This window comes from Shinella daejeonensis (assembly GCF_024281235.1).
GTDB lineage: Bacteria > Pseudomonadota > Alphaproteobacteria > Rhizobiales > Rhizobiaceae > Shinella > Shinella daejeonensis.
Window position 1 is genome coordinate 349,282 of the sequence record NZ_JAHWXY010000001.1, and the last position, 18,800, is coordinate 368,081.

The 18,800-nt window shown below is 64.0% G+C and carries 17 protein-coding genes; 9 read left to right on the forward strand and 8 right to left on the reverse strand.

Annotated elements, in window-relative coordinates:
- Positions 1-8: 8 nt before the first annotated feature.
- Positions 9-1,886, reverse strand: coding sequence for a L,D-transpeptidase family protein (locus KYK29_RS01690; RefSeq protein ID WP_254689114.1), 1,878 nt, complete (start codon positions 1,884-1,886; stop codon positions 9-11).
- 505 nt (positions 1,887-2,391) lie between these two features.
- Between KYK29_RS01690 and fumC the strand changes: the two genes are divergently transcribed.
- Together fumC and KYK29_RS01700 are read left to right on the forward strand one after the other, a co-directional pair.
- Positions 2,392-3,783: a class II fumarate hydratase gene (fumC, locus tag KYK29_RS01695; RefSeq protein ID WP_254689115.1), complete on the forward strand. Its 1,392-nt coding sequence runs from the start codon at positions 2,392-2,394 to the stop codon at positions 3,781-3,783.
- Positions 3,784-3,932: 149 nt separating this feature from the next.
- Positions 3,933-5,000, forward strand: coding sequence for a GGDEF domain-containing protein (locus KYK29_RS01700; RefSeq protein ID WP_254689116.1), 1,068 nt, complete (start codon positions 3,933-3,935; stop codon positions 4,998-5,000).
- Positions 5,001-5,015: 15 nt separating this feature from the next.
- On the opposite strand, the gene KYK29_RS01705 is transcribed toward KYK29_RS01700, so the two are convergent.
- A complete protein-coding gene (locus KYK29_RS01705) occupies positions 5,016-5,390 on the reverse strand; it encodes a gamma-butyrobetaine hydroxylase family protein (RefSeq protein ID WP_254689117.1) in 375 nt (124 codons plus the stop codon).
- A 207-nt stretch (positions 5,391-5,597) separates the two neighbouring features.
- Between KYK29_RS01705 and moaA the strand changes: the two genes are divergently transcribed.
- On the forward strand, positions 5,598-6,584 hold the full coding sequence (moaA, locus tag KYK29_RS01710) for a GTP 3',8-cyclase MoaA (protein WP_254690052.1): 987 nt from the start codon (positions 5,598-5,600) through the stop codon (positions 6,582-6,584).
- Positions 6,585-6,725: 141 nt separating this feature from the next.
- Here the strand turns inward: moaA and KYK29_RS01715 are convergent, their stop codons facing one another.
- A complete protein-coding gene (locus tag KYK29_RS01715) occupies positions 6,726-8,702 on the reverse strand; it encodes an OmpA family protein (RefSeq protein WP_254689118.1) in 1,977 nt (658 codons plus the stop codon).
- 166 nt (positions 8,703-8,868) lie between these two features.
- Entirely contained in the window at positions 8,869-10,887 is a 2,019-nt protein-coding gene (locus KYK29_RS01720) for an OmpA family protein (protein ID WP_254689119.1), read from the reverse strand.
- Positions 10,888-11,151: 264 nt separating this feature from the next.
- Between KYK29_RS01720 and KYK29_RS01725 the strand changes: the two genes are divergently transcribed.
- From KYK29_RS01725 to KYK29_RS01740, 4 genes are all read left to right on the forward strand, one after another.
- A complete protein-coding gene (locus KYK29_RS01725) occupies positions 11,152-11,928 on the forward strand; it encodes an ABC transporter substrate-binding protein (protein WP_254689120.1) in 777 nt (258 codons plus the stop codon).
- Positions 11,929-12,089: 161 nt separating this feature from the next.
- Positions 12,090-12,893, forward strand: a complete 804-nt coding sequence (locus KYK29_RS01730; protein WP_254689121.1) for an ABC transporter permease — start codon at positions 12,090-12,092, stop codon at positions 12,891-12,893.
- On the forward strand, positions 12,890-13,720 hold the full coding sequence (locus tag KYK29_RS01735) for an ABC transporter permease (protein ID WP_254689122.1): 831 nt from the start codon (positions 12,890-12,892) through the stop codon (positions 13,718-13,720). Before KYK29_RS01730 ends, KYK29_RS01735 begins: the two co-directional genes overlap by 4 nt.
- Before the next feature lie 161 nt (positions 13,721-13,881).
- Positions 13,882-14,148, forward strand: a complete 267-nt coding sequence (locus KYK29_RS01740) for an usg protein (protein WP_254689123.1) — start codon at positions 13,882-13,884, stop codon at positions 14,146-14,148.
- Between the two features lie 16 nt (positions 14,149-14,164).
- Here the strand turns inward: KYK29_RS01740 and KYK29_RS01745 are convergent, their stop codons facing one another.
- The gene (locus tag KYK29_RS01745) at positions 14,165-14,893 is read right to left on the reverse strand and encodes a DUF2270 domain-containing protein (RefSeq protein WP_254689124.1); all 729 of its coding nucleotides are present in this window, start codon (positions 14,891-14,893) and stop codon (positions 14,165-14,167) included.
- Between the two features lie 148 nt (positions 14,894-15,041).
- On the opposite strand from KYK29_RS01745, the gene KYK29_RS01750 reads away from it, so the two are divergent.
- Both KYK29_RS01750 and KYK29_RS01755 read left to right on the forward strand, forming a co-directional pair.
- On the forward strand, positions 15,042-15,857 hold the full coding sequence (locus KYK29_RS01750) for a class I SAM-dependent DNA methyltransferase (protein WP_254689125.1): 816 nt from the start codon (positions 15,042-15,044) through the stop codon (positions 15,855-15,857).
- A gap of 88 nt (positions 15,858-15,945) precedes the next feature.
- Positions 15,946-16,818 carry an NAD(P)-dependent oxidoreductase gene (locus KYK29_RS01755; protein WP_254689126.1) on the forward strand — a complete coding sequence of 291 codons (873 nt, stop codon included), beginning with the start codon at positions 15,946-15,948 and terminating at the stop codon, positions 16,816-16,818.
- 78 nt (positions 16,819-16,896) lie between these two features.
- Here KYK29_RS01755 and KYK29_RS01760 read toward each other — a convergent pair whose 3' ends face one another.
- The 3 genes from KYK29_RS01760 to KYK29_RS01770 all read right to left on the reverse strand — a co-directional run bounded on the left by KYK29_RS01760 (position 16,897) and on the right by KYK29_RS01770 (position 18,694).
- A complete protein-coding gene (locus KYK29_RS01760) occupies positions 16,897-17,382 on the reverse strand; it encodes an Lrp/AsnC family transcriptional regulator (protein ID WP_254689127.1) in 486 nt (161 codons plus the stop codon).
- Positions 17,383-17,448: 66 nt separating this feature from the next.
- The gene (locus tag KYK29_RS01765) at positions 17,449-18,090 is read right to left on the reverse strand and encodes a uracil-DNA glycosylase family protein (protein WP_254689128.1); all 642 of its coding nucleotides are present in this window, start codon (positions 18,088-18,090) and stop codon (positions 17,449-17,451) included.
- Between the two features lie 13 nt (positions 18,091-18,103).
- Positions 18,104-18,694 carry a thermonuclease family protein gene (locus KYK29_RS01770; protein WP_254689129.1) on the reverse strand — a complete coding sequence of 197 codons (591 nt, stop codon included), beginning with the start codon at positions 18,692-18,694 and terminating at the stop codon, positions 18,104-18,106.
- Positions 18,695-18,800 lie beyond the last annotated feature (106 nt).

An 18,800-nucleotide genomic window follows, 5' to 3' on the forward strand; every position in this document is an offset into this window, starting at 1 on the left:
GCCGGCTGTCAGCCCTGCGCCTCGCGCGCCGTACGCGTGGCGGCGAAGGCCTTGCGGACATAGTCGTCGCGGCCATAGACGTCGTCGAAATACTCGACCTTGCCGTCCTTGTTCGGCCAGGCGGTGAAATAGGCGATATAGATCGGAATATCCGCCTCGACCCTGGCAGCCCGGTTGCCGCCCTTCGCGATCTGCGCGCCGACATCGTCCGTCGTCGTTCCGAGCACCGCCGCCGCCATCCGGCGCGGGTCGGCAAGGCGCACGCAGCCATGGCTGAGCGCCCGCATGTCCCGCTTGAAGAAACCCTTCGACGGCGTGTCGTGCATATAGATGGCGTGACTGTTGGGAAACAGGATCTTCAGTTCGCCAAGCGCATTGTCGCTGCTCGGCGGCTGGCGGACGGAGACGCCGGCCGTCGATCCATACCAGTCGATCGACGACGACGGCACCGCACGGCCGCCGACCGCCACCTCATAGCCGAGCCGGTCGAGATAGGACGGATCGTTGCGCAATCTTGGCAGCATCTCGTTGATGATGATCGATTGCGGCACGCCCCAATAGGGATTGAACTCGACCGTCTGGATGCGATCCTGGAAAAAATAGGTCTGGTTCGATTTCGTGCCGATCACCACGCGCATGGAAAACTGTTCCACGCCATCTTCGTGGTAATAGACTTCGTAGGCCGGCTGGTTGATCAGCACATAGCGCGCGCCGAGGTCCGGCGGCAGCCAGCGCGCCTGTTCCATGGCGACCTCGATCTTAGCGATCTTCGAGGCCACCGAATCGCCGCCGGTCAGCAGACGGATCGACGCGTTGCCGACGATACCGTCGGGCTTCAGCCCCTTCTCCTTCTGGAAGGCCTCGACCAGCGACACCAGTTCCGGCGTATAGTCGGGCGTTCCCGCGTAGTCGACGAGGGTCAGCGCATGATCGGTCTTCAGCGCATCCGAACCGTAACGGATGATCCCCTTGACGATGTGAGCAAGCTCGGCGCTGCTCTGGCCGGGCTTCAGCAGCGTGCCGGGAGCGATGATGATCTCTTCCTGCGCCTCCGACGAAACCTTCAGGCGGGCAAGCTCGGCCTTGAGCGCCTGAAAGTGCGCCCCGCGCGGCGAGCGGCTTTCCAGATAGGCCCTGACGTCGCCGCTGATCGCGACGTTCTTCAGAGCCGCGACGAGGTTCACCGTCTTGCGTTCGAAATCGTGATATCCGGAAATCCGGTTAGGATCGATCCGGCCTCGCGTGGCGTCGAGCACATAGGTGGCAACGGCGGCCGACAGCTCGATTTCGAACTGGGCCAGCGCCTCCTCGCGGCTGATGGCGGCGTCGGAAGACGGCATCGCCACGGCGTAATCGGCGGGATCGAGGCCCACCGCCGCCGCATCGGCAAGAACGGCAAGCGCCGCGCGCGCCCGCGCATTGGGGGCCTGCCCGTCGACCCAGACCAGCCGCTCCTGTTCGCGATAGAAGCTTTCCAGGGCCTGCGCGCTTTCTGCCGGCGCGCTGACGTTCACCGTGGCGAAGGCGGCGCGGATGGCCGCCGCGCCCGTGAGGTCGACATTCGATGGATCGCCTCCGACCGAACCCGTCACCATGGGATCGGTCAGCTTGTCGGCGGCGACACGCGTCAGGCCGGCGGCCTTGTAGGTATAGTAGCGGGGACCGGTAACGCGTGGCAGCGGCTTTGCCTCGCGCTGCGCCTGGCGGGCGTCGCGGGCAGCCTGGTCGGCTTCCGGCGAACCGGTCTGCGGCTCGCTCGCCCGCGTCCTGCCGCGCAGCATGTCCATGATCGTCAGGGAGCCGGCCGAGGCGGGCGTCGTATCGATGGTGACGAAGGCGCAGGACAGGGCCAGCGCGGCCGCCGCCGCAGTCGTGAGTGATTTCATCCGTATTCCATTCCCCGTATCCTGGAGAGCGCGAGATATCCGGCGGCGCCGAGCCGGTAGTTATAAGAAAGGACGGCAAGTTATAAGAAAGGATGGTGAATGAAAAGAAAACGCACGCTTTCGACGTGGTCCGGCCGCCGCAGGGCCGCAATTTCCGACGCCCCCCGCAGCCTCTTGTAACAATTCAGGTTTCCGCTTCGAGGCCCGCGCATTCCCTTCCCGTTCCCTGCCGATGCAAAAAATACGCCGCAACCTGTCGTCGATCGTGGCCGAAAAAACACAAACGGCGAAAGCCGCACCTCACGGGCCTAATCGATTTTAGTCGGAGGTCGCCCCTTGCGGCCGTCCCCACCCCTTTACAAGCGCCCCCCGGATGGGTCAGAGAAAGGCCCGATTTCGCACCGGCGGGCTTCGTCTGAAGACCCGTCAGTCCGGTTCGTCGCCCGCCATGCGGCGGCGCGGCCGGCGGCATGACGAAGCGCATGGCTGAAAGCGGGAAACAGTGATGACGACTACGCGCACCGAAACGGATACATTCGGCCCCATCGAGGTGGACAACAGCCGCTATTGGGGCGCCCAGGCCCAGCGCTCGCTCGGCAACTTCAGGATCGGCTGGGAAAAACAGCCCCTTTCCGTCATCCGCGCCCTCGGCATCGTCAAGCAGGCCGCCGCCCGCGCCAACGCGGAACTCGGCCGCCTCGATCCGCAGATCAGCAAGACGATCGTCGCCGCCGCGCAGGAGGTGATCGACGGCAAGCTCGACGACCATTTCCCCCTCGTCGTCTGGCAGACGGGCTCCGGCACCCAGTCCAACATGAACGCCAACGAGGTCATCTCCAACCGGGCGATAGAAATGCTCGGCGGCGTCATGGGCTCGAAGACGCCGGTGCACCCGAACGACCACGTCAACATGAGCCAGTCGTCGAACGACACCTATCCGACGGCCATGCACATCGCCTGCGCCGAGCGCGTCGTCCATGACCTGCTGCCGGCGCTGAAGCACCTTCACGCCGCCCTCGAAGCCAAGGTGAAGGCCTTCGATCACATCATCAAGATCGGCCGCACGCACACGCAGGACGCGACCCCCCTCACCCTCGGCCAGGAATTCTCCGGCTATGCCGCCCAGGTCGCCTCGTCCATCGCGCGCATCGAGATGACGCTGCCGGGCCTGTGCGAACTCGCCCAGGGCGGCACGGCCGTCGGCACCGGCCTCAACGCCCCGGTCGGCTTCGCCGAAAAGGTCGCCGAGCATATCGCGCAGATCACCGGCATCGGCTTCAAGACCGCGCCGAACAAGTTCGAGGCGCTCGCCGCCCACGATTCGATGGTCTTCTCCCATGGCGCGATCAACGCCGCTGCCGCCGCGCTCTTCAAGATCGCCAACGACATCCGCTTCCTCGGTTCCGGCCCCCGCTCGGGGCTCGGCGAACTGTCGCTGCCGGAAAACGAGCCCGGTTCCTCCATCATGCCGGGCAAGGTCAACCCGACCCAGTGCGAGGCGCTGACGCAGGTCTGCGTGCAGGTATTCGGCAACCATGCCGCCCTGACCTTCGCCGGCAGCCAGGGTCATTTCGAGCTGAACGTCTACAATCCGCTGATGGCCTACAACTTCCTGCAATCCGTGCAGCTTCTCTCGGACTCGGTCATCTCGTTCACCGACAATTGCGTCACGGGTATCGAGGCGCGGGAAGACAACATCAAGGCCGCGCTCGACCGCTCGCTGATGCTCGTCACCGCGCTGGCGCCGAAGATCGGCTATGACAATGCCGCCCGGATCGCCAAGACCGCCCACAAGAACGGCACGACGCTGCGCGAGGAAGCCGTCGGCGGCGGCTATGTCACCGATGCGGAATTCGACGAGGTCGTCCGGCCCGAAAAAATGATCATGCCTGGCTGATCCTCCATTCGGGAAGGCCGTGGACGCTGGCGTTCACGGCCTTCCGGTCTTTGCCCGCAAACATGACGAAGGCCAATCTTCGTTAATCCTTCTCAAAGTATTTGCTTCTTATTTTAGCTTCAGGACACACGCCCTCCAGGAGCATTGCCATGACCTCCGCAACCGTACAGAAAGTATCGGTGCCGGATATAGCAGCGCAGGTCACCCATGCGATGCGCATCATGGGCGTCGCTCCGATCCCCCGCAATTACGAGCTCTTCTACGAAGCCTATATCGGCTCCAACCCGAAGCTGACGCGCGAACTGGCCGCGCTCGGCAGCAGGGCCGCGCAGGAAGAACTGGACGTGATCGGCGCCCAGTATTTCGGCCACCACCGCGTCGAGGCCATCAACGGCGCCCATACCAGGATCGTTGGCGAACTGGAGGCGCTGCTGCAACTGCTCCGCCAGGAGCAGTCTTCACTCGAAAGCTACAACCAGCTTCTGGACGAGACCTATGTACGGATTTCCGGCAAAAACGCGGCCAGCAACGAAATCCTGAAAAGCGCCATAGACGTCCTCAGCGAGGCGACCGGCGACACGCTCTCCTTCGGAAAGGAGATGGTCGAGAATGTCACCCAGAGTTCGCGTGAAATGGATGTCGTGCGCCGGGAACTGGATGAATACAAGCGCATCGCCAGCACCGATTCCCTGACGCAACTGGCCAATCGCCGGGCCTTCGACGACAAGCTCGCCGCGGTCTTCAATTCGCCGATGACGCTCAATGTGACGGCGCTGGTGCTGGCCGATATCGATCATTTCAAGAAGATCAACGATACCTACGGCCATCCGGTGGGCGACAAGATCCTCGCCTCGGTCGCCAGCCTGCTGCGCACCCATCTGCGCAAGGATATTTTCATCGCGCGCGCCGGGGGCGAGGAATTCGCGATGATCATCGAGGGCAACACGATGGAGGAAGCCCGCACGATTGCCGAGCGCATCCGCGTCGCGCTGGAAAATACCCCCTTCAAGAACTCCCGCACCGGGGTCAACTACGGGCCGGTCACCATCTCCCTCGGCCTGTGCATGGCCTCGGAGGCGGACGGTCCGGGCGAACTCTATTCCAATGTCGATATCGCGCTCTATTGCGCCAAGAACGGCGGCCGCAACCGCACGGTCGTCTACGACGACGGCATGAAGAAGGATTTCGCCAAGAACTGGCTGATCTATCGGCGGTAAATCGGGCGCCGGCAGTTATCGCGGCTTTTCCGAACGGTCCCGGGTCATCCCTTTTTCCGCAAGCTCCCGCTCGTAGTCGGAAAAAAGCGCCTCGCCGTTCTCTCCCAGTTCACGCAGATAGGACCAGCTGTAGATGCCGGTATCGTGGAAATCATCGAAGCCGATGCGCACGGCGTAATTGCCGGTCGGGATCATCGAGATGATCGCGACGTTGCGTTTGCCGGGAACGGTCACGCGCTGGCCGGGACCATGTCCCTTCACTTCCGCCGAAGGCGACAGGACCCGCAGGATTTCGGCGGAAAGATCGAAGCTGGCACCGTCGTTGAAGCTTACCTGCAACCGCTGCCGGTCCTTGGAGACGCGCAACTCCGTCGGCCAGAATTCGCTCATCGTTTCGCCTTCCCTTTCCTGCACGCGAAGGACTATGCCGCAAGGCGGGGATGTGCAAGCGCAAAAATGATGTCATAATCGGCCTGTCGTCTGTCGGCCGGACGTTGCCTCATCTGCGGGCACGCCGGTCGTTCTGGAGAACATGCCGTGAATACCCATACCGGACCGTTCCGCAGCCCCGTCGCAATCGAGCGCTCTGCCGCACCGATGATCGATCCGTTCGGACGCGCGATCACCTATCTGCGCGTCTCGGTCACCGACCGCTGCGATTTCCGCTGCACCTATTGCATGTCGGAGCACATGACCTTCCTGCCGAAGAAGGACCTGCTGACGCTGGAGGAACTGAACCGGCTCTGTTCCGCCTTTATCGCCAAGGGCGTGCGCAAGCTGCGACTGACCGGCGGCGAACCGCTGGTGCGCAAGAATATCCTGTTCCTGGTGCGCGCGCTCGGCGAGCATGTTCGCGACGGCCGGCTCGACGAGCTGACGCTGACGACCAACGGCTCGCAGCTGGCCCGCCATGCCGCCGAGCTCGTCGATTGCGGCGTGCGGCGCATCAACGTGTCGCTCGATACGCTCGACCCGGAAAAATTCCGCGCCGTCACCCGCTGGGGCGATCTGTCGAAGGTGATGGAAGGGCTCGACGCCGCCCGCAAGGCGGGACTGAGCATCAAGATCAACACGGTCGCGCTCAAGGATTTCAATGATCGGGAGATACCCGCCCTCCTGCGCTGGGCGCATGGGCTCGGCATGGACCTGACACTGATCGAGACCATGCCGATGGGCGAGATCGAGGAGGATCGCACCGACCGCTACATGCCGCTGTCGCAGATGCGCGCCCGGCTTTCGGAAGAATTCACGCTGACGGACGACCCCTATCGCACCGGCGGCCCCGCCCGTTACGTCCAGGTGGCCGAAACCGGCGGCCGGCTCGGCTTCATCACGCCGATGACCCATAATTTCTGCGAGAGCTGCAACCGCGTCCGGCTGACCTGCACCGGCACGCTCTACATGTGCCTCGGACAGGAGGACGCGGCCGATCTGCGCCTGCCGCTGCGGGCAAGCACGGATGACGCGCTGCTGTCGAGGGCAATCGACGAGGCGATCGCCCGCAAGCCGAAGGGGCACGATTTCATTATCGACCGCCGCAACCGGCCCTCCGTTTCCCGCCATATGAGCATGACCGGCGGCTGAGTTCCCGTATCCGCGGGCCGGGTGCCAGGAAGGCCGGTCGAAAACACAAAGGTGGAACCGTTCGCGTTTACGAGTTCAGGCCGATTCGACCTGAACTCATCGCGATTTGGGGCATCGAAGCCGTGCCGGTGCCGGCCGGCGCTACCGTTCCAGCGACGCCGGCTTCACCAGCGGCGTGACGCGGCGAATGGTGACGCGGCGGTTCAGTTGCTCCGGCCCGTCCGTGTCGATCTTGAGGAAGCGCTCGCCATATCCCTGGGTGGCGAGATTTTCCGGCGGGATGTCATAGACATCCGTCAGGACGTCCGCCACGGTTTCCGCCCGGTGATCGGAAAGAACGAGGTTGGATTCGTCCGACCCGACCGCATCGGTATGGCCCTCGATCAGGAAAGTCTCGCCCGGATCCTCGTCAAGGATGGCGTTGATGGCGTCGGCGACCCCGCGTAGCGTCGAGGCCTGATCCATCGACACGTCCGCACTTCCCGTTGCGAAAGTGATCGTATCGAGATCGATACGCCGCACCTTGTCGCGAAGACGCGCGGAATAGCGCACCTCGTCCAGCGTATAGACCCGCTCGACCGGCTCGACAGGCGGCTGCTCCAGAAACGCGCGATAATCCCGCGGCGCATCGGAGGACGTGTCGATGATATAGTCGGAAAGCGGCACGCCGAGACGCATCGGCGGCAGATGGAGGCCTGGATCGACAAAGTCACGGCGGTTGTCGTAGTCCGTGGCCGGCGCATAGAACATCACATATTCGCGCCCCGACCGATCGATGCGCGAACGCTGGATGACCTCGCCATAGCGATCGCGGATGGTGACCACCCGGTCGCCGTTCGGCCGCACGATGACCTCGCGCACGCGTCCGTGCGGCAGATCCTCGTAATAGGTTTCGGCGGCGCGGCGGGCGAGCCTGCGGTTGTCGTCCGAGCGGACGATAATGCGGTTGTCGATCTGAATCAGCACGCGATTGTCGACACGGCGCTCGACATGCCAGCCATCGCGCCGGTCGAAGTCCGGCCGCCGGTCACGCCGCTTGCCCCGCTCATGTTCGGCGGATTCGTAACGCACCGGCGGACGGCGCTTGCCGTCGCGGCCAACCTGCGCATCCCGGTCCGAGCGTGGAACGACGACTTTGACCTTGCTGCGCTCTTCCGCCCGCTTGCGGCGCATTTCTCCGCGCGAAAGGTCGCGCCGGTTGTCCCAGTCCTTGTCGCTGTCGAGCACCGCCGCCCCGCCTTCGAAGGGCAGTTCGATGGTGTCGACCGTCTTCGACGGGTCACGGGCGATGCGCTCACGCTCGGCGTCCCGCTTGCGTGGCCGGCGCTCGGCGCGATCTTCCGGCTTCTTCTGGCGATCCGTTCCTGCCTCGCGCTGGCGCTGCTCCTCGCGGGCCTTGCGCTCCGCATCGCGCTGCTTGTCTTCCGTGGCCTGACGCTGCTTCTGCCGGTCGTCTCGGGCTTTTTCATCCTGACGGCGCTGCTCGCGCTCGGCGTCGCGCTGCTTCTGCTTGCCTTCGTCCGCCTGCCGCTGCTTCTGCTGGCGCTGTTCCTCGCGGGCCTTGCGCTCCGTATCGCGCTGCTTGTCTTCCGTGGCCTGACGCTGTTTCTGCCGGTCGTCACGGGCTTTTTCATCCTGACGACGCTGCTCGCGTTCGGCATCGCGCTGCTTCTGCTTGCCTTCGTCCGCCTGCCGCTGCTTCTGCTGACGCTGTTCCTCGCGAGCCTTGCGCTCCGTATCGCGCTGCTTGTCTTCGCCGGCCTGACGCTGTTTCTGCCGGTCGTCACGGGCTTTTTCATCCTGACGGCGCTGCTGTTTCTGGCCTTCGTCCACCTGACGCTGTTTCTGCTGGCGCTGCTCCTCGCGAGCCTTGCCGCCGCCCTCCTTGCCCTGTTGCTGGCCTTTCTCCCTTTTTTCCTGACGTTGCTTCTGCCGCTCCTGCTGCTTCTTGCGGCGCAGCAGCTCTTCCGCATCGGTGTTCTGCGCCTGCACCGTCTTGACGTCGGACGCCTGAACAGGAGAAAGCACCGGCCCGATCGGCGCAGCGTATACCGGCTGCCAGACGAGCGAAGCGATCGGCAGCGCCACCGTAGCCAGAAGTCTTATCCGTTTACCCATGGAGAAATTCCTCGTGCGTTGTCGTGACTGCAAGTTTCGGAGCGGGGTCGACCTGCATTTTCATCGGGCTTCCCGATCATGCCGTCAGGCTAACACCCGCGCCTGAACTTGCGATGAACCGGAAACACGCAAGGCCGCCGGAGAGTTCCGGCGGCCTTGCGACGGTTCAGCGCAATTCGGCCACGGGGCGGATGAGCGTCGACACACGGCGGATCGTCACGCGCCGGTTCTGCTGTTCGGCGGCCTCCGTGCGGACTTTCAGGAACCGCTCGCCATATCCCTGTGTCTGGAGATTTTCCGGCGGAATGCCGTAGACGTCGGTCAAGAGGTCGGCGATCGACTCGGCGCGCCGGTCGGACAGGACGAGATTGGACGCATCGGATCCCACCGCGTCCGTATGACCCTCGATCAGGAAGGTCTCGCCGGGGTCCCGGTCGAGAATCTTCTGCATCGCCTCGGCGACGCTGCGCAGGGTGCGGGCCTGCGACAGCGGAACCTCGGCGCTGCCGGTTGCAAAGGTGATCGTATCGAGGTCGATCCGCCGGACCTTGTCGCGCAGGCGCGCCGACTGCTTCACCTCGTTGATCGAATAGACCCGCTCCACCTGCTCGACCGGCGGCTCGGAGAGGAAGTCGTAATAGTCCCGGTCCGGATCGCTCGACGTGTCGATGATATAGTCCTCGACCGGAATGCGCAGCCGCATCGGCGGCAGTTCGTAACCGACGTCGACGAGATCCGCGCGACGCCCGCCCCCTTCCCGCTCCGGGAAATAGGCGAGAACATATTCCCGCCCGTCCCGGCCGACGCGCGAGCGCTGGATGACGTCGCCATAGCGGTTGTAGACCGTCACGATCCGCACGCCGCCTGCGCGCACGATGGTCTCGCGCACGCGGTCGCGCGACAGATCGTCATAATAAACCTCCTCGGAATCGCGGCGCAGGCGCGGGCGGTCGTCGCCGCGCACGATCAGCCGGTCGCCGACCTGCAACACCGTACGGTTGTCGACCCGGTCGCGCACACGGACCGCACCCATCCCGTTATTGATTGTGGTGTTGTTGACCGTCGTATTGTTGATCACCGTGTTGTTGACGATGTTGGTGGTCTCCGGGAGGGCGAAGTCGGGCGCTTCACGGACGCGCCGGCCCTCCTCCTGGATTGCCGCCTCGATCCTTTGCGGCACCGCCTCCCGCACGCTTTCCGAAATATCGGCCTGTGCGCCGGCATCCGAATCGGGCAGCCGGGTCTCCTCCTCCCCGCGCAGTTTCTCACGCGCCTTGCGACGGGTTTCGCGACTTTCCGCGCCGCCGCTGTTGTCGGCATCCTTGTCGCTGTCGAGCACCGCCGCGCCGTTCTCGACAGGAAGCACCACCGTCTCATCGGTCCCGGACGGATCGGCGGCGATCGCCTCCTTTTCCGCAGCACTACGGGCATCGTCGATCGCCGGCAGCGGTTCGGCCGCAGGGGCTTCGGTCGCCTGCGGTTCCTCCATCCCGGTCTGAGGGACCGGAACGGGAGCCTCACCAGGCCCGGCAGTTCCCTCTCCGCTCTCCGTCTCGCCTTGCCCGCCGCCGGCAGGACCGGCCTCTTCGGGTGCCGCCGGCCGTTCTTGCGGCACGGGCTCCACCGGCGGCTGTTCCGCATCCGGCGCATTTGGCTCACCACCGGCTTCCGGTTCCGTCGGAACGGGAACGGGTTCCTCCGCGGCGGCGGCGGGCGGCTCATCGGCAGGATCGGCCGCCGCCGGCGGTTCTTCCGCGGGGACATCCGGCTCGGCAACAGGCGGCGGTTCTTCCGTCTCCGGGCGCGGCTCCGGCACCGGCTGCTCCGCCGCATCAGGCGATGGCCGATCCTCACCATCCGACGCTTCGGGCGCGGGCGGCGCTTCTTCCGGCTGGGCCTCCTCGACCTGCGGCTCCTCCGCAGCCGGCGCGGACGCCTCAGCCGGTGGCTCTTCCTCCGGCGGTACGGGCGCTTCCGCCTCCGAGGCCCCGGCTGGGCGCTGATCGTCTTGCGGAGCCTCCTGCTGCTGCAAAAGCAGGTCTTCGTCGGGCACGACACCGCCTTCATCCTGCTGCGCCAGCTCGAAGGATTTCGTCAGGGCATCGGCAAGCGTCGGGGTCGCGACGAGGGAACTCGCCAGAATGGGTAGCGCGACGGTGGCGAAAAGTCTGGATCTGAAAGTCATCGTGTCATCCTCACGGGCGTCCCGTCCTGTTTCGTTGCGACCGGCAACCGGATTCTGCGGCCGTTTGCGCGCGCGGTCGATTTTTTCCGCCGTGGCTCGCGGTCAATGAGCTTTGCCGTCGGATAGCGGCTGAAAAGCGGCGCGAATTCTGTTGATTTTCTGGCGGAAAAAGGCCGATGATCGCGTTAAGCGGGAAAGACCTCCGCTTCAAAATCGGGCCGGAGAACAAGAACACACCGCCGGCCTTCAACAGAGAGGAAGAAAATGCGTATTTCGAAACGTATCATGCTGGCGGCTTCCGCCGCAGCGCTCGCGCTGTTTTCGACACAGGCGATGGCCGACAAGATCGTGATCGGCACCGAAGGCGCCTATCCGCCCTTCAACAACCTGGAAACCGACGGCACGCTGACGGGCTTCGATATCGATATCGCAAAGGCGCTCTGCGAGGAAATGAAGGCCGAATGCACCTTCGTCACGCAGGACTGGGACGGCATGATTCCCGCGCTGATCGCCAAGAAGTTCGACGCCATCATCGCCTCCATGTCGATCACCGAGGAGCGCAAGCAGCAGATCGACTTCTCCAAGAAATACTACAACACCCCGCCGGCCATCGTCGTGCCGAAGGATTCGGACCTTACGGAAGCGTCCTACGAAGCCTTCGACGGCAAGTCGCTGGGCGCCCAGTCCTCCACCACGCACGGCAATTATGCCGAAGCGCATATGAAGGGCGCGGACATCAAGCTCTATCCGACCGCCGAGGAATACAAACTCGACCTCGTCAACGGTCGCATCGACGGAGCGATCGACGATGTGGTGGTGCTGTCGGAATGGCTGAAGACGGACGAAGGCGCCTGCTGCAAGATGCTCGGTACGCTGCCGGTTGACGTGGCGATCAACGGCGAAGGCATCGGCGTCGCGGTTCGCAAGGGCGAAACGGATCTCGCCGATCGCTTCTCCAACGCCATCGCCGCAATCCGCGACAACGGCAAGTATCAGGAAATCAACGCCAAGTACTTCCCGTTCGACGTCTACGGCGAGTGAGGCGGAGGAAAAGACGCTTCATGCGTTTTTTTTCTGATCCAATCATCACAATGCAAGGACGGGAGGGGTTGCCCTCCCGTCCGTTTTGCTTGAGAACGGGCACATAAGGCGCGAAAAGCGCCGCGATAAGAAGCGCAAAGCGCATCGGGGGTTCTTTTGGCATGAGCGGATTTTTCGCTGCCGTTGCCGAGGCGGTATCCGCGTTCCTGGGGGTGGTCGACCCTCTTTGCGGACCGGTCGGCATCTTCTCGCTCTTTGCGAAAAACACACTCCTGTCGTGCGGTGATGCGGGCTGGGGCGACGAGATCGCCTACGGTTTCCTCGTAACCGCGAGCCTGGCGCTGGCGACGCTGCCGGTGGGCCTTGCCGCCGGCTTCTTCATCGCGCTCGCCAAGCAATCGGAGGAGAAGTCGCTGCGACTGGCGGCGAATATCTACACCACGCTCTTTCGCGGCCTGCCGGAGCTGCTCACGCTTTTCATCGTCTATTACGGGCTGCAAATCCTCGTGCAGAATCTGATGACGGCCATCGGCTACGACGGCCGGGTCGAGATCAACGCCTTCTTCGCCGGCATGATCGCGCTCGGCGTGGTCTTCTCGGCCTATTGCTCGGAAGTGCTGCTGTCGGCCTTCAAGGCCATACCGCGCGGCCAGTACGAAGCCGGTTACGCGCTGGGCCTGCGCCACGGGAAGACCATGCGGCTGATCATCCTGCCGCAACTCGTCCGCGTCGCCCTGCCGGGCCTTGGCAATCTCTGGATGGCGCTGCTCAAGGACACGGCCCTCGTTTCGGTCATCGGCCTGCCCGATATCCTGCGCCAGACCGGCATCGCCGCGCGCATCACCAAGCAGGCCTTCGAATTCTATTCGCTCGCCTGCCTCCTGTTCCTGGTCCTGGCCTTCCTGTCCTCACTGGCCTTCTCGGCCATCGAGAACTGGACGAAACGCTCGGAGGCCACGCGATGAGCCACACCGCCACGCTCATTCCGCCGCAGGCGCCGCCGCCGGTCCCGCCCCGCCCCTTCACCGCCGCCCGGTTTTTCGGCAACGCCTTCATGGGGGTCTGGCTGGCGCTGACCGTCGGCGTGTTCCTGATGATGGCCGGCGGCTGGGATCCGCAGAAAATCACCCGCTACGGACCGGGATATCTTTCCGGCCTCGGCGTCACGCTGCTTCTCGTCGGCCTGTCGGTGGTGCTCGGCGGCCTGCTGTCGCTGCCGCTCGCCTTCGCCCGCATGTCGAAGAACCGGATCTTTTCCGGCTTCGCCTATGTCTATGTCTATTTCTTTCGCGGCACGCCGCTCCTGACGCAGCTTTTCCTCGTCTACTACGGGCTCGGCAGTTTCTCGGCCGAACTGAAGGCGATGGGGCTGTGGTGGTTCTTCCGCGACGCGTGGAACTGCGCGCTTCTCACCTTCACCCTCAACACCGCCGCCTATCAGGCGGAGATCCTGCGCGGCGCCATCGAGAGCGTGCCGCGCGGCCAGCACGAGGGCGCGGCCGCGCTCGGCCTGCCCCGTTCCGTCGCCTTCCTCAAGGTGATCCTGCCGCAGGCGCTGATCGTGGCGCTGCGCCCCTATGGCAACGAGATCATCCTGATGATCAAGGGGTCGGCCATCGTCGCCATCGTCACGGTCTTCGACCTGATGGGCGAGACCCGCCGCGCCTTCTCGCGCACCTTCGACTATCAGGCCTATCTCTGGGCGGCGCTGCTCTATCTTCTGGTGGTGGAGATCCTGCGCAACCTCTGGACCTGGCTGGAAAACCGCCTGACACGCCATCTCAAGCGCTGATTTTCACTGGCGTTGACCTTGCTGGCAGCGCTCGCGGATGAGGGCTGCCAATTCATTGAATAAAAAGAATATTCTTCGTAGAAGGCCAAAAATAAACGCTTGATTAACCCTGCTGTCGTTTCATCATAGGGACCATCATTCAAGACGAAATGAGGTCCGGAATGACAAACGACCTGTCGATACAGCTGAAGGGCTACGGCCTGACGACGGCGCAAATCCTCTACCGCATGCCCGATCATCCCAGCCTGCTGCAAAGCTACACCTGGCAGCACTACGACCTCGCACCCGATTTCCCGGAGATGCGCGGCTTCCTGAAATTCTGGCAGGAGACGCTGGACGGCCCGCTCCATTCGGTGCGCTATGTCCACAGCAAGCTGATCTCGGCGACCGAATGGCGCGCGCTGAAGGGAGAATTCGTCATCAACTGAGTGTCAGGCCGGCCGGTCACACATGCACAGATCCATGCGTCAGCTCGCTGTCGGACATATCGACCCGCAGGGAGCCGTAGACGATGAGCGCATAGAACAGCGCCACGGCGACCAGAACGACGACGCCGCCGATCGGCCCCAGCGCGGCATGGGCCACGACATTCTCGAAGGCGAGCGCGATGTCCCGGCCCGACGAGCCCTGCGCCTGCATGCTGGAGGACGAGATCTTCAATGCCCAGGCGAGAAGCAGGATCAGATACATCCAGCAATAATTCCGCCGCAGCCGCCGGCAGAGCGCCGCCCGATAGCCGATCAGGAATTCCGGTTCGCGCAGGCTGTTGGCGATCGGCGCCGCCCAGTCGGTGGCGAGTGCTCCGCGCGGATTGAGGATTTCGGCGAAATAGAAACGCTCGAGCTGCCGCACCCGCGCCCGATAGACATCGAAGAACCGATAGCGCCGCGCCTCGATCAAAAGCAGCAGCGTCACGAGCAGCATGGCGAAGAGCAGCACGCCGTGGTGCGAGGTGGACGTCGACAGAGAAACGGAAAGCAGCGCCGCGACCACCGTGATCGCCCAGTTGCTCGTGCGGTCGATCCGGTCGCGCCAGCCGGCCATCCGGCCGAGTTCGCCGCGATAGTAGTGGACCATCGTGTTGATGGTCTCGACCGGCGTCGAAGGAAGGGCGGGACTGCCCCGCGCGGCGGCTTCAGCGCGAAGCGAAAGCGATGGCATATCGGCGGGCATGCATTCCTCCTCCCGGTCTTTTTGGTCTTGCGGCGATCATGCGCCCGTTTCATCGATTGATAAACGCCTATTTGGGGCCTAAGAGGGCGGAAAGACGCACGGACGGATTGCCCCTGAAGGGCCTGACCGGATTTTCCAAGAGACCAATATGAAGAAGATCGACGAAGACGCGCTCGCGGACGCCTACAACCGCGCCCTCGCCCTGGAGAAATCCGGCGATTTCGACGCCGCCGCGGCGGCCTATGCCGACGTCCTCGCCCTCGATCCGGAGGATCACGGCGGCGCGGCGGTGCGGCTTGCCTCCATGGGGCGCGGCGAGACGCCGGAGAAGGCGCCGGACGCCTATGTCGCCACCCTCTTCGACCAGCATGCCGAAGTCTTCGACGATGTGCTCGTCGAACAGCTCGGCTACTGCGTTCCGCTGCTGGTGCGCCAACGTTTCCAGGCGCTCGGCCTCGGCCCCTTCCCGCGCGTTCTGGATCTCGGTTGCGGCACCGGGCTGAGCGGAGGCGCACTGCGCGACATGGCCGAAGATATCACCGGCGTCGACCTTTCCGAGAACATGGTCGAGATCGCGCATGAGAAGGATCTCTACGAGACGCTTTATGTCGCCGAGGCCGTCGACTTTCTGGACGATAACGACGAGGTCCCCTTCGACCTCGTCATCGCCACCGACGTCCTGCCCTATCTCGGCGCACTGGAGGCACTGTTCTTCGGCGCGGCCGACAATCTCGTCGCCGGCGGCCTCTTCGCCTTTTCCTCGGAAACCTTGCCGGAAGACGCTTTCGCCGGACAGCCGTTCCGGGTCGGCCCGCATCAGCGCTTCGCCCATGCGCCCGCCTATCTCCGCCAACGCCTCGACGAGACCGGCTTCGATCTCGTCGAGATCGGCGACATCACCGTGCGCATGGAGGAAGGCGAGCCCATCCCCGGCCATCTGGTCATCGCGAAATATCGCGGCTGAGGGAAAACGTCGCTTCTGCCGTCAAAGGCTTCCGCCGGGGTCGATGATCCGCTACATCTCCCATAATGCAAGGACGGGAGGTCACGGCATGGCAAAAGTTGCATTCATCGGTCTCGGCGTCATGGGCTATCCCATGGCGGGTCATCTCAAGGTCAAGGGCGGCCATGACGTGGCGGTCTATAACCGCACCTTCGCCAAGGCCGAAAAATGGAGCGCCGAATTCGGTGGCGAGGCCTTCCATACCCCGGCCGAGGCCGCCGCGGACGCCGATTTCGTCTTCACCTGCGTCGGCAACGACGACGACCTGCGCGCCGTGACGACCGGCAAGGGCGGCGTCCTGGAGGGCATGAAGCAGGGGGCGATCCTCATCGACAACACCACCGCTTCGGCGGAAGTCGCCCGCGAACTCGACGCGGCGGCGAAAGCCAGAGGCTGCGGTTTCATCGACGCCCCCGTCTCCGGTGGCCAGGCCGGCGCGGAAAACGGCGTTCTGACCGTCATGTGCGGTGGCGACGAAGCCTCCTTCGAAAAGGCCCGCCCCGTGATCGAAGCCTATGCCCGGATGATCGGCCTGATGGGGCCGTCGGGCGCCGGACAGCTCACCAAGATGATCAACCAGATCTGCATCGCCGGTCTGGTGCAGGGCCTTGCCGAAGGCATCCATTTCGGCAAGCGTGCCGGTCTCGACATCGAGAACGTCGTTTCGGTGATCTCCAAGGGCGCCGCCGGCTCCTGGCAGATGGAAAACCGCCACAAGACGATGAACGCCGGCCAATACGACTTCGGCTTCGCGATCGACTGGATGCGCAAGGATCTCGACATCGTGCTGGCCGAAGCCCGCCGCAACGGCGCGACGCTCCCCGTCACCGCCCTCGTCGACCAGTTCTATTCCGACTTGCAGGCCATGGGCGGCAACCGCTGGGATACGTCCTCGCTGCTGGCGCGGCTGGAACGGGACTAAGGCCAGCCGCGCAAAAAATGCGCTGCGGTTTTGCCCTAACGACGGGCGGGAATGCGCCTGAAGGATCGCGCGTCCCGCCTACTCCTCGCCGCTCCGACTGTCGACGATCAGGTAATCGAGCGGCAATTCCGTCGTATATTTGATCTGTTCCATCGCGAAGGCGGAGGAGACGTTGCGGATTTCGATGCGCGCGATCAGCCGCTTGTAGAACGCGTCATAGGCCGCGATATCGGGCACGACAACGCGCAGGAGATAATCCACGTCGCCACTCATGCGATAGAATTCGACGACCTCCGGAAATTCCGACACCACTTCGGAAAAACGCTTCAGCCATTCCATCGAATGGGCATTGGTACGGATAGAGACGAAGACCGTCACCTTGGTGTTGACCTTGACCGGATCGAGCAGCGCCACGCGCTTGCGGATGACGCCGTCCTCCTCCATCTTCTGGATGCGCCGCCAGCAGGGGGTGGTCGATAGGCCCACCTTCTTCGCCAGGTCGGCGACGGCGAGCGTGGAATCTTCCTGCAAAAGACGCAGGATCTTGCGGTCCAGTCGGTCCATGGATGCCCTCAATGAAAATTCATTCCATCATACCCCGTTATAAACGGAAACCAAAAGAATCTCATTTCACTCGATAAGGGTTTTCACCTGCTTTCGCAATTCCGGCAGCACATCCTCGCCAAACCAGGGATTGCGCTTGAGCCAGGCCGTGTTGCGCCAGCTCGGATGCGGCAGCGGCAGCACGCCCGGCCCGTCGTTGCGGCCGAGGTGGCGACGCCAGTCGCGCACCGTCTCCGTCATGCTCGCCGCCCTGGCGCTTCCCAGATGCCAGGCCTGCGCATATTGCCCGATCGCCAGCACCAGTTCGATCTGCGGCATGGCGGCCATCACCCGCCCCCGCCACAGGGGCGCGCATTCGCGCCGCGGCGGCAGGTCGCTGCCCTTGGCGTCGTAGCCGGGAAAGCAGAACCCCATCGGAACGATCGCGAAGCGGTCTGGATCGTAGAAGGTCTCCCGCGACACCCCCAGCCAGTCGCGCAGCCGGTCGCCGGAGGCGTCGTTGAAGGGAAGGCCGCTCTCATGCACGCGCAGGCCCGGCGCCTGTCCGGCGATCAGGATGCGGGCGCGCGCGGAAATCACCGCCACCGGCCGGGGTTCATGCGGCAGCCGGTCGCCGGGGCCGCGCGCCGGCGCGTCGCGGCAAATCCGGCAGGCGGCGATAGCGGCGCGCAGATCCGCCAGATCATCCCCCTGTTCCGCGTCCGCCATGACCTTCCCTTCGTCAATCAAGCCCGACAAGCGCCCCGATCCATCCCATGAAGCCGGACTTCACGACATGCCCTTCTTCCTCCGGCCGGCCGTTGCTGCGTCGCCAGGCCTGCGGCATGTCGAACTGCGCGCCCCAAAGTCCCGCCCGTTCGGCCCGCGCCAGCAGCTCTATATCCTCATAATCGCCATAGGCCACGGCAAGTCCCTCCCGCACCAGCCGTGCGCCGATATCGCCCGCCGCCGCAGTCTCACAGCGCGAAAGCAGGCGGGCGTATTTGTCCGTAGCCTGCCCGACGCAGGTCACGGGACCGGCATGCAGCAGTTCGGCCAGCCGCGCACGGGCGGAGGCGCCGCAGCCCCAGGACGCACCGTCGCGCATGCAGGTCTGCGCCAGTTCCGGCGCATCCATGCCAAGAAGACGGATGCGCTTGCCGCCAAGTGTCAGCGTATCGCCGTCCGCCGCCCGGGCAATCCCTGAGAGCGTTTCCCCTTCCTCCCCGCCGAGCCGTGCCACCACCAGCGTCACCAGTACGAGAATGGCGATGGCAACGCCCACATCGCGCAGCCGTGCCCTTATCCCCATTGCGTTTGCCTTCCTCATCATGAGCGATCCTGCCCGGCCGGCGAATCCGGCCGCCGCAATCGTCTTTGCGCAAAACACGGGAATGGTTCGCAAACGGTTTATTCCCGGCAGCATCTTCTTAAGATTT

What these genes read in the sequence shown, in the direction of transcription:
- KYK29_RS01690 (WP_254689114.1), bottom strand. Translation starts at nt 1,886, where the DNA reads ATGAAATCACTCACGACTGCGGCGGCGGCCGCGCTGGCCCTGTCCTGC.
- fumC (WP_254689115.1), top strand. Translation starts at nt 2,392, where the DNA reads ATGACGACTACGCGCACCGAAACGGATACATTCGGCCCCATCGAGGTG.
- KYK29_RS01700 (WP_254689116.1), top strand. Translation starts at nt 3,933, where the DNA reads ATGACCTCCGCAACCGTACAGAAAGTATCGGTGCCGGATATAGCAGCG.
- KYK29_RS01705 (WP_254689117.1), bottom strand. Translation starts at nt 5,390, where the DNA reads ATGAGCGAATTCTGGCCGACGGAGTTGCGCGTCTCCAAGGACCGGCAG.
- moaA (WP_254690052.1), top strand. Translation starts at nt 5,598, where the DNA reads ATGATCGATCCGTTCGGACGCGCGATCACCTATCTGCGCGTCTCGGTC.
- KYK29_RS01715 (WP_254689118.1), bottom strand. Translation starts at nt 8,702, where the DNA reads ATGGGTAAACGGATAAGACTTCTGGCTACGGTGGCGCTGCCGATCGCT.
- KYK29_RS01720 (WP_254689119.1), bottom strand. Translation starts at nt 10,887, where the DNA reads ATGACTTTCAGATCCAGACTTTTCGCCACCGTCGCGCTACCCATTCTG.
- KYK29_RS01725 (WP_254689120.1), top strand. Translation starts at nt 11,152, where the DNA reads ATGCGTATTTCGAAACGTATCATGCTGGCGGCTTCCGCCGCAGCGCTC.
- KYK29_RS01730 (WP_254689121.1), top strand. Translation starts at nt 12,090, where the DNA reads ATGAGCGGATTTTTCGCTGCCGTTGCCGAGGCGGTATCCGCGTTCCTG.
- KYK29_RS01735 (WP_254689122.1), top strand. Translation starts at nt 12,890, where the DNA reads ATGAGCCACACCGCCACGCTCATTCCGCCGCAGGCGCCGCCGCCGGTC.
- KYK29_RS01740 (WP_254689123.1), top strand. Translation starts at nt 13,882, where the DNA reads ATGACAAACGACCTGTCGATACAGCTGAAGGGCTACGGCCTGACGACG.
- KYK29_RS01745 (WP_254689124.1), bottom strand. Translation starts at nt 14,893, where the DNA reads ATGCCCGCCGATATGCCATCGCTTTCGCTTCGCGCTGAAGCCGCCGCG.
- KYK29_RS01750 (WP_254689125.1), top strand. Translation starts at nt 15,042, where the DNA reads ATGAAGAAGATCGACGAAGACGCGCTCGCGGACGCCTACAACCGCGCC.
- KYK29_RS01755 (WP_254689126.1), top strand. Translation starts at nt 15,946, where the DNA reads ATGGCAAAAGTTGCATTCATCGGTCTCGGCGTCATGGGCTATCCCATG.
- KYK29_RS01760 (WP_254689127.1), bottom strand. Translation starts at nt 17,382, where the DNA reads ATGGACCGACTGGACCGCAAGATCCTGCGTCTTTTGCAGGAAGATTCC.
- KYK29_RS01765 (WP_254689128.1), bottom strand. Translation starts at nt 18,090, where the DNA reads ATGGCGGACGCGGAACAGGGGGATGATCTGGCGGATCTGCGCGCCGCT.
- KYK29_RS01770 (WP_254689129.1), bottom strand. Translation starts at nt 18,694, where the DNA reads ATGATGAGGAAGGCAAACGCAATGGGGATAAGGGCACGGCTGCGCGAT.